The 12,723-nt window shown below is 45.5% G+C and carries 14 protein-coding genes and 1 pseudogene; 3 read left to right on the top strand and 12 right to left on the bottom strand.

Annotated features, from left to right (window positions below):
• Positions 1 to 37 precede the first annotated feature (37 nt).
• Complete coding sequence (gene alsS, locus GCU48_RS21810) at positions 38 to 1,735, top strand: acetolactate synthase AlsS (protein ID WP_208811879.1); 1,698 nt, start codon at positions 38 to 40, stop codon at positions 1,733 to 1,735.
• Between the two features lie 161 nt (positions 1,736 to 1,896).
• Positions 1,897 to 2,643 carry an acetolactate decarboxylase gene (budA, locus tag GCU48_RS21805; protein ID WP_152381431.1) on the top strand — a complete coding sequence of 249 codons (747 nt, stop codon included), beginning with the start codon at positions 1,897 to 1,899 and terminating at the stop codon, positions 2,641 to 2,643.
• 39 nt (positions 2,644 to 2,682) lie between these two features.
• Here the strand turns inward: budA and GCU48_RS21800 are convergent, their stop codons facing one another.
• The 6 genes and pseudogenes from GCU48_RS21800 to murI all read right to left on the bottom strand — a co-directional run bounded on the left by GCU48_RS21800 (position 2,683) and on the right by murI (position 7,336).
• Entirely contained in the window at positions 2,683 to 2,982 is a 300-nt protein-coding gene (locus GCU48_RS21800; protein ID WP_244315821.1) for a tetratricopeptide repeat protein, read from the bottom strand.
• A gap of 149 nt (positions 2,983 to 3,131) precedes the next feature.
• A complete protein-coding gene (locus GCU48_RS21795; RefSeq protein WP_152381430.1) occupies positions 3,132 to 4,112 on the bottom strand; it encodes a S8 family peptidase in 981 nt (326 codons plus the stop codon).
• 224 nt (positions 4,113 to 4,336) lie between these two features.
• Positions 4,337 to 5,079 (bottom strand): annotated as a pseudogene (locus GCU48_RS21790) (MATE family efflux transporter).
• A 77-nt stretch (positions 5,080 to 5,156) separates the two neighbouring features.
• Positions 5,157 to 5,579, bottom strand: a complete 423-nt coding sequence (fosB, locus tag GCU48_RS21785) for a metallothiol transferase FosB (protein ID WP_152381429.1) — start codon at positions 5,577 to 5,579, stop codon at positions 5,157 to 5,159.
• 14 nt (positions 5,580 to 5,593) lie between these two features.
• Complete coding sequence (locus GCU48_RS21780; protein ID WP_152381428.1) at positions 5,594 to 6,445, bottom strand: aminoglycoside phosphotransferase family protein; 852 nt, start codon at positions 6,443 to 6,445, stop codon at positions 5,594 to 5,596.
• A gap of 87 nt (positions 6,446 to 6,532) precedes the next feature.
• On the bottom strand, positions 6,533 to 7,336 hold the full coding sequence (gene murI / locus GCU48_RS21775; RefSeq protein WP_152381427.1) for a glutamate racemase: 804 nt from the start codon (positions 7,334 to 7,336) through the stop codon (positions 6,533 to 6,535).
• Positions 7,337 to 7,620: 284 nt separating this feature from the next.
• On the opposite strand from murI, the gene GCU48_RS21770 reads away from it, so the two are divergent.
• On the top strand, positions 7,621 to 8,247 hold the full coding sequence (locus GCU48_RS21770; protein WP_025717403.1) for an FMN-dependent NADH-azoreductase: 627 nt from the start codon (positions 7,621 to 7,623) through the stop codon (positions 8,245 to 8,247).
• A 124-nt stretch (positions 8,248 to 8,371) separates the two neighbouring features.
• Here GCU48_RS21770 and GCU48_RS21765 read toward each other — a convergent pair whose 3' ends face one another.
• From GCU48_RS21765 to GCU48_RS21745, 6 genes are all read right to left on the bottom strand, one after another.
• Positions 8,372 to 8,941 (bottom strand): NAD(P)H-dependent oxidoreductase, encoded by a 570-nt coding sequence (locus GCU48_RS21765; protein ID WP_152381426.1) that lies wholly within the window; start codon positions 8,939 to 8,941, stop codon positions 8,372 to 8,374.
• A gap of 231 nt (positions 8,942 to 9,172) precedes the next feature.
• Complete coding sequence (locus GCU48_RS21760) at positions 9,173 to 9,475, bottom strand: ArsR/SmtB family transcription factor (RefSeq protein WP_152382226.1); 303 nt, start codon at positions 9,473 to 9,475, stop codon at positions 9,173 to 9,175.
• A gap of 68 nt (positions 9,476 to 9,543) precedes the next feature.
• Positions 9,544 to 10,056 (bottom strand): hypothetical protein, encoded by a 513-nt coding sequence (locus GCU48_RS21755; RefSeq protein WP_152381425.1) that lies wholly within the window; start codon positions 10,054 to 10,056, stop codon positions 9,544 to 9,546.
• A gap of 174 nt (positions 10,057 to 10,230) precedes the next feature.
• Positions 10,231 to 10,386 (bottom strand): hypothetical protein, encoded by a 156-nt coding sequence (locus GCU48_RS27100; RefSeq protein WP_167518741.1) that lies wholly within the window; start codon positions 10,384 to 10,386, stop codon positions 10,231 to 10,233.
• Positions 10,387 to 10,668: 282 nt separating this feature from the next.
• On the bottom strand, positions 10,669 to 11,121 hold the full coding sequence (locus GCU48_RS21750) for a nucleoside deaminase (protein WP_152382225.1): 453 nt from the start codon (positions 11,119 to 11,121) through the stop codon (positions 10,669 to 10,671).
• 103 nt (positions 11,122 to 11,224) lie between these two features.
• A complete protein-coding gene (locus tag GCU48_RS21745) occupies positions 11,225 to 12,643 on the bottom strand; it encodes an NAD(P)-binding domain-containing protein (RefSeq protein ID WP_152381424.1) in 1,419 nt (472 codons plus the stop codon).
• Positions 12,644 to 12,723: the final 80 nt, after the last annotated feature.

Genomic DNA, 12,723 nt, shown 5'->3' with positions numbered 1-12,723 from the left:
GAAAGTATATCACATATTTCATAGACAAAAAGAAGAGGTGATGGCATTGAGTACAAAAGTGAAAGATGTCCAAACAAAAACCGATACCAAAGGAGCTGACCTTGTTGTCGATTGTTTGATCCAGCAAGGTGTAACGCACATTTTTGGCATTCCGGGTGCCAAGATTGATTCCGTTTTTGATGTTCTTCAAGATCGGGGTCCAGAATTGATCATATGCCGTCATGAACAAAATGCCGCCTTTATGGCAGCCGCAGTCGGTCGTCTAACCGGAAAACCAGGTGTATGCCTTGTTACTTCCGGCCCCGGCGCATCAAATTTGGCGACTGGACTTGTCACGGCTAATGCGGAAAGTGATCCCGTCGTCGCTCTCGCTGGTGCAGTTCCAAGATCCGAACGCTTGAAACGAACTCATCAATCTATGGATAATGCTGGGCTATTTGAACCCATCACCAAATACAGCGTCGAAGTAGAACATCCTGATAATGTACCAGAAGCTATTACCAATGCATTTCGGATTGCGACCTCAGCCCAGCCTGGAGCAACCTTTGTCAGCTTGCCGCAGGACGTGTTGACTTCGTCATCTGAAGTAACTGCGATTGAAAAGATTTCTCTTCCACAGCTTGGAATTGCACCCGCGGGGCTAATCCAACAAGTCGCAGGCCAAATCAAAAGGGCCAAACTGCCCGTACTTCTTCTCGGTATGAAAGCCAGCACTCCCAAAGTCACAGCAGCTATCCGCGAACTCATTCGAAACACGGATTTGCCTGTAGTTGAAACCTTTCAGGCCGCTGGGGCCATCTCTCGCGAACTGGAAAGTCACTATTTCGGAAGAGTGGGTCTGTTCCACAATCAACCGGGCGACATGCTTCTTGCGGCCGCAGATCTGGTGTTGACAATTGGCTATGATCCGATCGAATACGATCCAAAAAACTGGAACATTCCTGCAAATCGAACCCTTATTCACCTGGATGATCATCAAGCAGATATCGACCATGATTATCAACCGGATTACGAGCTTATCGGTAATATAGCCCTGATCGTAAGCAGCCTCGCAGAGGAAATACCTGCATTAAAGCTGCCTGAAGCCTCATGCGCCAAGATGAACCGTCTTCGCCAAGATTTGAATGACCAAGCTGAGGTTCCTGCACGCAAACATAACTATCTGATTCATCCATTGCAATTCATTCGTACATTACGCAGCCTGATTGATGATAACGTCACGGTCACCTGTGATGTGGGCTCACACTATATTTGGATGGCCCGATATTTCCGTTCCTATGAGCCGCGCCGCCTTCTGTTCAGCAACGGGATGCAAACATTAGGTGTAGCTCTGCCCTGGGGGATTGCTGCCACACTTGTCAATCCTGGTCAAAAGGTCGTTTCTATTTCTGGTGATGGAGGATTTCTTTTTTCATCCATGGAGCTCGAAACCGCCGTTCGTCTCAACTCCCCGCTCGTGCATATCGTATGGAGAGATGGAACCTACGACATGGTCGCTTTTCAGCAAAAGCTTAAATACGGCAGAACTTCCGGTGTAGAATTCGGAAATGTAGATATTGTGAAATATGCTGAAAGCTTTGGGGCAACCGGATTGCGTGTACATGGTCCAGATGAACTGGAAGGTGTGCTGCAGCAGGCACTCCTTTCCGAGGGTCCCGTAGTCGTCGATATTCCGATTGATTATCAGGATAATATCCAGCTGGGACGTAAACTGCTTCCTAATCAATTAAACTAGCCTTAACTGTTGCTAAGTCGTAACAGCTTCGTGACAATGAAGGAGTTTAACGTTTTTTTATGCTTTTTTTGAGTTGTTTATGTTATTTACAGAGAATTTACGTTTATTATTGAAAAGAAAAGAAAATAAATGAATAAAATCACAAAAGGAAGTGTATTGCCATGACCGTTGCGGAACTGGAAAACAAGGAAGAAACTGATCATGATATTTACCAAACATCCACCATGCTCGCTTTATTAGATGGTCTTTATGACGGGGTCGTTGCCTTCAAGGAACTGCAAAAGCACGGGGATTTCGGGCTCGGTACCTTTGATCAACTCAATGGTGAAATGATCGCGTTTGATGGTGAATTTTATCACTTGCTTCCAGACGGTACGGCCCATCGTGTAAAACCGGAAGAGACCACTCCTTTTTCCACAGTCACCTTTTTTCGTGAAGATTTCACATATACTATTGATCGTCCCATGCGTCGCGATGAACTGGAAGCCCTGCTGCTCAAGCTATTCCCAAGCCGCAATTTATTCTACGCCTTCCGTTTAGATGGCACCTTCCGTGAAGTAAAGACACGAACCGTGCCTCACCAAGTGAAACCCTATAAGCCTTTTATCGAAGCAACCAAGTCACAGCCTACCTTTACCTTTAATGAGACTTCCGGCGTGGTCACGGGCTTCTGGACACCTGCCTATGCCCAAGGTATCGGCGTAGCTGGATTTCACCTGCATTTTATTAACGATGAACGCACCGGAGGCGGTCACGTTTTTGATTTAATCGCCGAAAAGTGCACCATCCGCCTTTGTCAAAAATCCAATCTGCATCTCGTGCTACCCGATACACCGGATTACTTGGCCGCCAACCTGTCCAGAGAAAACCTGGATAAGGAAATCGCTGTTACCGAGGGTGCGCAATAATCGCAGCATATGACTTATCAAGGCTCCTATAGGTAGACACTAAAAGATCACAGTCAGGGAGAGAAGCTTGCAGCTTTCCGACTGTGATCTTTTTTTTGTACGGCCTAACCCCAGAATAGCTCCTTTCCTTGATTCTGCGGACAACGTCAACCCTAGACTTTTTTCATAAAAAGAGACCGCTTCCCTCTCCAGACCTAAAGCATCATGCGTCCAAGCTGTCTGATACCATAGCTCTGCAGCATTTGGCTCCTGTTCCAGTGCCTTCAATAGAAGCTCACGCGCTTCCTCTGCCTGTCCTGTACGTCTTAGCTCGCTGGCTTTTGCAATAATATGATCCATGCTGAACCTCCACCTCTTTTTTTCGTCTATATCCTTGAGGTACATGTTACCTGACATTTGAATACAATGTAAATGAAGGCTTTCAAAGAACTGAAGTACAAAAAACGACTCTCCATTTAGGAGAGCCGCTATAAATCCGTTGTTACGGCTTATTTAAACTTAAATGATCCTGCACTCTGTATTCCTGCTACACGCTGTGCATCGAAAACACGGGAAAGCTCCTCCACGGCTGTCAGGTACAATAGACCGTTGCCTTCCAGCTTAGGGGAATTGCCGAGTGGAATCGTGCGTTTGATGAGCTGTGCGTACAGCTCCGGTTCGGTGAGATTACGCTCAAAGCTCGCATTTGCCAGCTGCTTAATCAATGCCAAAGCACCTGCTACGTGCGGGGTAGCCATCGAAGTTCCGCTAAAGGTCGCATATTTGCCGCCCGGAACGGTGGACAATATACCCTCACCTGGTGCAACCAAATCCACCTCATTATTAGAGTTGCTGAATTCCGAGGCATGTCTGTCAAAGTTTACTGCGCCTACACTGATCACTTCATTGTAGCAGCCGGGATAGCCAAGCTCGTCCGTTCTATCGTCACCGTCTCCCTCATTTCCAGCTGCACAGATGACCAGAATTTGGCTGGCCACTGCCTTTTGCACCGCTTCATGCAGCTCAGGCACATCCTCAGGGCCGCCAAGCGACATCGAGATGATATCTGCCTTTTGCTCAATCGCATAATAGATGCCTTGAATAATCCAGTCATATTGGCCTGAGCCCTGCTTGTTCAGCACTTTGATAATGAGCAGATCCGCCTCAGGGGCGACACCCACGACACCATGCTCATTTTCCGCTGCTGCGATGGTTCCTGCCACATGCGTACCGTGACCGTTGTAATCCTTGAAGATCTCCGGATCACCTTCATCATCATCCGTGAAATTCCGGCCGCCAATAATGCGATCCTTCAAATCAGGATGGTCCGAATCACAGCCCGTGTCCAGCACTGCCACCTTTACTCCTTGGCCTCGAGTCTGGTTCCATACCGCAGGAGCCTGAATCAGCTCTACACCCCGCGGTATTTCATTCACTTGTTGCTCCTGCTTGATCACCTGGTAAGGAATGATATGCACTTTACGTTCCATCCTATTCCCTCCTCCATGGATACAATCGGAAACCATCCGTCTATGAAACTTTGAAGCCCTCTACGAAGTGTATCGTTCGAGGTTACTATATTCTAGCAATTTTTGAAAAGTTTGAACATCCCCATTTTGCTTATTTTTGTAAAAAAACAGACATCCCCCACCATTTTACTGGAGAATGTCTGTTGTAGACTATTTTTTATAGGATGCATTTTCTGGAATTTCCGTCAGCCTGACACCGATTCCGCCTGAAGTTCAGCCTTAGATAACAGCGATTTGTACTGCCATTTCCGACCTTTCCAGCGTAAATAATGAAAAATACCTCGTACCCATTCATCGCAGGCATGGGCAATCCATACCCCAAGCACGCCATATCCCATATGAATGCCCAGTGCATATGCCAGCGGGATTTTAATCCCCCACATTGAGATCATGGCCATCATTAACGGGAACTGAACATCTCCCGCTGCCCGCAAGGAGTTAATGACCACGTGATTGAACACACGCCCCGGCTCCAGCAATATACAGAACAGCAAAATTGCTGCCCCCAATGGATGATTGCTGGCTCATCCGTAAAAATCGCCATCACTTCATATCGGTAAAAGGAAAGGAGGAAATCGCGACTTACAATAAACATCAAACTCAGCGCCAGACCAAATACCAGATTGAAGATGAGAGCTGAAGCCGTAACACGGCTTGCATCCACATGCTTTTGCGCGCCCAATAACTGAGCAATGATGACACCTACTCCAAGACCAAGCAGATTGAACAGTATGATCGTAAATTCAATCAACTGTCTCGATATCCCTACAGCCGATACAACCTCGTCTGAAACATGGCTGAGCATGAACGTATCCACGCTACCCATCAAAATATGAAACAGCATTTCTATAAAGATCGGCCAAGTAATCGCAAAAACCGTCATCGTTTTAACGTCTTTTGCTTGCCTGGAACCGCTTTCCTGTGACATGACATGCTTCTGTATTCCTCCCAAATGCGAACCCAAGCATTACTTATGACGTACACATTTATAGCGATAACAATTACTCATTCATAGAAAGTCATATGCTTCTTCTCATTTTTATAATATTCCAGGCGATCCTGTAATTGTCCTGTGTGGAATTCAAACTTATGTCCGTCTGGATCTGTAAAATAGACCGATCTTTTGTCCTGTTCATTCCGTTCTCGTCCGGGCAAAATGGTGACATTGAAAGTTTTCAGCTTGATAAGCATATCCTCAAAATCCGCTTCGGCTACCGAAAATGCCATATGCGTATAGGAATGATGAATTTCACTTCTCGGGATATCCTCCTCCACATTGAGAGCCAGCCACATTCCCAGACAGTCCAGATAAGCCAGCTTACGTCCTTTTACGAGCAACCTTCCATCTAGTACATTTTGATAAAAATGTATTGACTGTTCCAAATCTGACACCGAAAAGCAAATATGATTCCATCCTTGTATGCTCATAATCCCTCCTCCTTTCAGCGAGCCCTGTTCAGCCAATAGGTCCACGCTGCTGCATATTGATCGAGATCTTCCGGATGATGACGAATACAGGTAGCTATACGAAAATATAATCCCTGCAGCACTTCCTTGTTCAGTTCATATTCCCTAGTCAGCTCTGGCCCAAGCCTCTCTGCCGCAGGTAAAATAGCATCGAAGGTCAAGCTATCCGGTGATGAACAGAAGGCGTATATCAGATCATATAGAGGTTCTCCCACCACTGGATCAGGATCAATAATACCCGTCAACGTACCATTTTCAGCAAACACAAAATTATGTACTCCGAGGTCGCCATGAAGCAAATACTTCATATTCCTTGGCGGCATTCCGGCCACTAGTGCTTGAACAAAACGATGATCCTCTTGGGGTAAAACGTCCTGTATGATTTCTTCGGACTCCTTCGTTCTGTACAGCAGAAAATCTCTCCATTTCATAAACGGATGATCTGGATAGCCGTAATGGCGTTCCGATTCAAGCGGCTTGTAATGTGCAATGACCTCGGTCGCCAGACTGAGCAGCAAATCAGCTTTATTTGTTTTACGATATTGCCCGGCGATTCCTGGCTTGAACGTATATACCAGATAACGATGCAACGAATCTACATAAACCAAACGCGATAGCTTCTCAATCTGTGCATAGGTATGTAAAAATTCCGCTTCGACTTCTATCATTGCGGGATCATTTTGCTTGATTACATATCGCGGATGGGTTCCATCCATGACAGCTACTACCTCGCTCGAGGTTCCGCCGGTCAGCGGTTTGAGCTTTTGAACATGGCTTTCAAGCACGCCTGCTTCATAAAGCTCATTCAGGATCAGTTGAATGTCCATATAAAACCTCCCTCATGTCTGATCCATAATGCGGCTGGCGCTTTGGAATGTTCATCTAACCCACCTGTTCGCCAGCCGTTCTTCCCTTTAAAAATATATCTTTTCATGCTCCGCATAGATTTCAAGCGCGCGTTCCATCTTATGCACGTAGGCTTCATCCTGACTGGAACATAGAAATGTAACGTGCCCCTCCTGCGATTGACCCGCTTTTACCGGAGTTGCCAGCAAATTACGCTCGGACAGCACCTGTTTCAATCGTCTAACTGTTCCCTGACTCCCATCAATTAGCTGGATGTGAGCTGGCAGTAGTTCCTTCAGAATTTCCTTATAAAATGGATAATGCGTACAGCCCAAAACGACCGTCCCATAGATATCCAGGTTAAACGAAGACAGCTTACGGTTAAAATATTCGAACAATTCTCTCCGCTCAAAGTTTAACTGCTCACAATATTGCACAAGCTCCGGCAAAGGTAGGGAGTCCACACTTCCATGATCATCAACTCTCGATACCAGCGCTGCATAACCGGATTGCTTTAATGTCAGCGGTGTGGCTAAAACCAATACTCTTTTTCCATTCGCTCGATTCATCTCTACCGCAGGCTTCACTGCCGGCTCCATGCCAATAATCGGGATAGCATATTCTTTCCTCAGCTCCGCAGCCGCAATACTCGTCGCGGTATTGCAAGCAATGACCAAGGCCTTAACCTCCTCTTTCAGGATCGTTTGTACTGAAGCTTTGACATATCCGAGTACCTCTTGCGGTGTTTTCGTCCCGTATGGAACATGAAGGGTATCTGCCATGTATACAAAGTCCTCATTCGGCAGCCTTCTTAACGCCTCGGATAATACCGTAATTCCGCCTAATCCTGAATCAAAAAAACCAATTTTCAAGCTGCTCACCTTTTTCGTTCAACTGTTGTGTCCCATCTTGCAGACAACCGTAACTTCATTTTATGACTATTAAATCCTGCTCTTCACTGCTCATATTTAAATTTTACCGCAAAACTGATAATTTGCAAAAGAAACACATGAATTTTACGGTGTGAAAAATAAAGTAGCTTATCAAAATAAATTTAATATAAAAGCGTTGACAGATATTATCTTTATACTGTAATATTGCGAGGTAACTTACTAACTTAACTTACTTATTCAATTTACTTAGGGGGAAATATTTCATGTCTAAAGTATTGTTTGTTAAAGCTAATGATCGTACAGCTGAAGAATCTGCAACTGTTAAATTGTATAATGCCTTCGTGGAAAGCTACAAATCTTCCCACCCATCTGATGAAATCACTGAGCTGGACCTGTTCTCCGTCGAGCTTCCTTATTTGAACGCCAACATGATTAACGGTACATTCAAATCCGCTAGAGGCATGGAACTGAACGCTGAAGAAGCTCGCCTGGCCAGCATTGCTAATGGCTACCTGGATCAATTCCTGGCAGCAGACAAAGTTGTATTTGCTTTCCCGCTCTGGAACATGACAATTCCAGCAGTTCTGCATACGTACATTGACTACCTGAACCAAGCTGGTAAAACTTTCAAATACACTGCTGAGGGTCCAGTTGGTCTCGTAACTGAAACTAAAGTTGCCCTGTTGAATGCAAGAGGCGGCGTATATTCCGAAGGACCAGCTGCTGCTGCTGAAATGTCTTTGAACTATATGAGCAACATCTTATCCTTCTTCGGTGTAAAAGACATCGTGAAGGTTGTACTGGAAGGACATAACCAGGCTCCGGATCAAGCACAAGAGATCGTTGCATCTGCTGTACAACGTGCAACAGAAGCAGCAAAATCATTCTAATACCATATATATGATCAAAAGAGGATATCCGCACCCTATTGGGGCTGGATATCCTCTTTTTTTGTTATAACGTATGAAAAACACGTGACCATCCTGCGCGAGGGATGATATCGAATCCCGCTATTTATTTGTTGTTACTGTTAAAGCATCTCTCTACATAGTTGGCGTAATCTGTGGCATACTTCTCGAGCTGTTCATCGCTCACTTCGCGAATGCCACTCACAACAAAGTGCGGGCGATAGATCATTCCGGTGTAATTAGCGGTCTGCTGGAACGGGCGTAGCAACTCGCTGTACGAGTAATTATGAAGGCCTCCGGCTTGGTACATGCTTTGAGCGCCTCCCGTAGAGATGGCGATGAGGAGCTCCTTGCCTTTCAGCTTATCGCCTCCTTTGCCGTGAGCAAAACCGAGCTCGAATACTTCATCCAGCCATTTTTTCAGCAAAGCGGGTGAGTTGTACCAGAACAGTGGAAATTGAAGCACAATACGGTCGTGGGTCATCAATAGCGCCTGCTCATGCGCAACGTCGATCTTTTCGTCCGGGTAAGTCTCGTACAGTCGATGAACAGTGACATTGCCTCTTCGCTCAAGCTCTACCGTCAATCGTTTGTTAATGCGGGAAGCCTCCAAATCCGGATGCGCAACGATAACGAGTGTTTTAGCACTTCCGGACGGGCAGGAATGGTTAGACATATGGAACAGCTCCTTTTTTAGGGTAAATTTTAGGCAGTCTCTAAGAACGCCTGCTTCATATAACCTGTTAACTCCGTTAGCATTAAAAAAATGTCACCCCCATCATTGATACAATTCGAGATATGTCGATTTGTTGTATAAAATAAAAGAGATGAATTCACAAATCACGAATTATCGATTTATTTTTTATATAAAAACTGGATTCAAATGGTTTGAATCCAGTTTTTATGACTAGAGGTCTTGCTGAATGTAGGAAGCAATTTGTTTTATAGCGTCTTCATCTCTTTTGTAATATGTCCATTTTCCTATTCGAGTCGCTTGTATAAGTCCCGCCCGCTGGAGGACAGACAAATATTGAGATGTTGTGGATTGGGTCATATTCAGTTTTGCTGTAATCTGACTAACACATACCCCAATCTCGATAAGATCGACCCCTTCCTGAGAACCAAAATGGGCTTTAGGGTCTTTTAACCACTCTAAGATTTGAAGACGTGCCTCATTAGACAGTGCTTTAAATACTTCAATTGGGTCCATTGGTTTCATATAATCATTATATCGACGTTTCACAATATGTCAACTCATTGTTATGCAATACCTTTTATTTAAGGAATAAACTGCTGCACGATTTTAACGATCTTGCCGTCACGCAGCGTCACATGGTACGGAAATTGGCTAAGGTCCAGTACATCTTTTTTGCCGAAATCCTGTTCAAACTGTTTCAGTGGAATCGACTCGTTCCATTTCACGTCTGTGTCTTCCATACGACCGGTATGATCATAAATTTGTACCTCTACCGAAGCATCCGGCGCAACCTGATATACATCATTTTGAACGGAATTGTTTACGATGTAGTAGCCATCTGGTGCTCCGTCCAATCCTGTATTTCCTTCATGCTCCAAAAATGCCTTGTCCGCTGCCTTGCCTTCATACCATTCAATCGGATCTGCCGACAAATAGATTTGTCCGTTACGCATCTCCATTTGGTTTATATATACGGTCTCCTGATTCTCAGCAGGTGTTACGGGCGTGTAGCCTTGCGCTGTTGCTGTTGCTCCCGCCGCCATCAGCATTATCATTAAAGCCAATACTGTCCATTTCGAAGCTAGTCTCATCATGTCTGATCTCTCCTTACCGTCTGGGTATGTATACGGTGTCTGTAAGCTTCATTACCCTTATACATGTATCATAAACGTTGTACGGTCAAAAAGTGTATCAGAACCATAAAAAAGAAGTTACGATTTTTTAAGACTTGGTCTTAAAACTTGATGACATGTCCTGCCTACTTCTCGTCATCTTATCAAGCCGACGTGACGTGCTTGTTCCTCGGTGAGAATAAACTCCTCATTTCCCCACACCTCGTCCTCTTTGGTTACACCAAACATTCCCATAATCTCTGTCCAGATTCCTTTGTCGACGGCTTCCTTTTGTGTAATGATAATCTTCATGTGAATCCCTCCTCGTGTAAAATATGTGCAATCCGCAAGCTTGTCCTGAATTTGCCTAATCATTGTTCTGTTTATAGCATATGTACCCTTTTTCAGTCGAGATTATTCGTATCTTAATTAGAAGAACATACAGAAAAACATGCTAATGAAGTGTTCATACGATTATGCACCATAAAAAGCCACCATCGAACTTCAACCAATGGTAGCAATAATGTTGACTTATGATTTAAAGGATACTAATTGCTTAGTAAGCATTTTGCAGCATGACAGTACATGACAGTATTAATATTCTATTTTTTGAACTGATGTGCTCCATGTTTCAAAAGGCAGCTTGCTTTTGGGCGGGTATATTTGACTCATAATTATTGAACGATCTTCCATAGGCAAAGCAATTTGTTCATATATAAATTGGTCGTCAAATCCTATGATTGCTGCTTCTTCTTTTGTACATGCGTAGTAGACTGCATCCGGTCTTGCCCAATAAATGGCCCCAATACACATTGGGCATGGTTCACAACTTGTATAGATCACACAACCATTTAATTGAAAATCATTTAAATGCTTACACGCTTCTCGTATAGCCTGTACTTCTGCATGTGCTGTAGGATCGCAGGACGAGGTAACTTCATTAACTCCACTTCCGATAATTTTTCCATCCTTAACTACAATGGCACCGAATGGGCCACCATGACCAGAAACAACATTTTGCTGGGCTAACTGGATTGCTTGATTCATTAAGTTTTCGTTACTCACGGGATCATCCTCCTGCTATTCATTTCAAGGTCATTCATCCAATAAAAACAATATTATCAGCCGTGTGTGAGTTTTAACCCTTGGTTCATGCCTTTTTCGGCCACTCGCCAACAAATTCAGCCTTATCATAGGCAAAGAAGTCTTTCAGAATCTCTTCGCGATCATCGAGGAAGAGCTGATCTGCTACTGCCGACGCGAGCTTGGGTATAGCAAATCTCATGCCAGAAATCGCAGAAGCCGAGAGCCCGCAACTGACCAAAGCAGCATAGTTAAAAGCAAAAAGTCCGTTCAGCAGTTTTGGGTCCTTGTCATCGCGGCTCAAGAAAGCAAAGCCCGGACTCAAATAAGGATGTGCATCAAGCAAAGGATTAGTTACCGCTTTCGGGGCCTTATAGCGGTCTTCCCAGCGCGCAATGTGGCTTTCGACAAGACTCAACTCCGGTCGCAAAGCCGGATCGGAGAGGAGACCTGTGCTGATAACGAGAAAATCGAAGGTGAATTTGCCTTGAGGCACAGTCACTGTCGCCCCTTCGTCCGCAGCCTCCACATCAAGCCATGGCGCACCCAAATGCAATTGGAAACCGGGCCATGAAACCGCGCGTTCAAAGGTGTCATTGGTCGGCGGCTGACTGTGCTTGAAAAAATGGGCGATCACCGCATATTTCTCGGCATCCGACAGCGTAGCAAACCGTTCAATCATGCCGGACAATTCCATTTGACGGATCGGGTTGATCCTAGGCAGTTCCTTTCGGCGGACAAAAATATGGACCTCAGCCACTTCTTCGGCTAGTGCGAAATTGGCATTATCAAAGGCCGAAGCCCCACCGCCCAATATAGCGATTCTCTTGCCTTTCAGCGAATCAAAATCAATGGTTTCCGAGGTGTGGGCATATAGGTGGTGCGGCAGTTTATTAGCAATCACGGGAGGAACATACCATTCTCCACCGCCCTGAATACCGGTGACCAACACAACCTTGCGTGCCAGCAATTGAGCAGATGGTGCTCTCGCCCCTTCGATATGCAGGCGGTGAATCCCGCCCTCCACGGGCTCAATCAGCTTCAGCCTGACCTCATTAACGACAGGCAGATCAAGGACCTTTCGATACCAGCGTAAGTAATTCATCCAGTCGCCCCGCGGAATCTTGACCACCTCTTCCCAGCCTTTCTGCCCGGCTCGTGCCTCCCACCAGGAGCGAAAGGTCAGCGAAGGAATCCCCAGGTCGATGGAGGTCAAATACTTGGGTGTTCTCAACGTCACCATGCGGGCATAGGTTTCCCACGGTCCTTCGGAGCCTTCCTTGTTTTCGTCGATAACGAGAATGTTGGAAACACGTTCTCGCAAAAGGCCGAAGGATGCGCCCAAGCCGCATTGTCCGCCGCCGACGATCACAACGTCATAGACATGCCCCTCAGGATGGCTCAGTGGGCGAACCCAGTTAGGTCCCCTGAAGTTGAGATACGAAAGATCGGTTATTACTCGTTCATTTAAAGCCTCTAGGCTCATGATTGCTCATTCCTTTCAGCGGTCGGTAAGACGAAAGAGAGAGCGATCGGGCTGACGACCATGGCTTTGGTTCCGATTTC

Source organism: Paenibacillus brasilensis (assembly GCF_009363115.1).
Taxonomy (GTDB): domain Bacteria; phylum Bacillota; class Bacilli; order Paenibacillales; family Paenibacillaceae; genus Paenibacillus; species Paenibacillus brasilensis.
The sequence above is the reverse complement of the archived record's forward strand: the minus strand, read 5'-3'. Positions and strand labels throughout refer to the sequence as shown.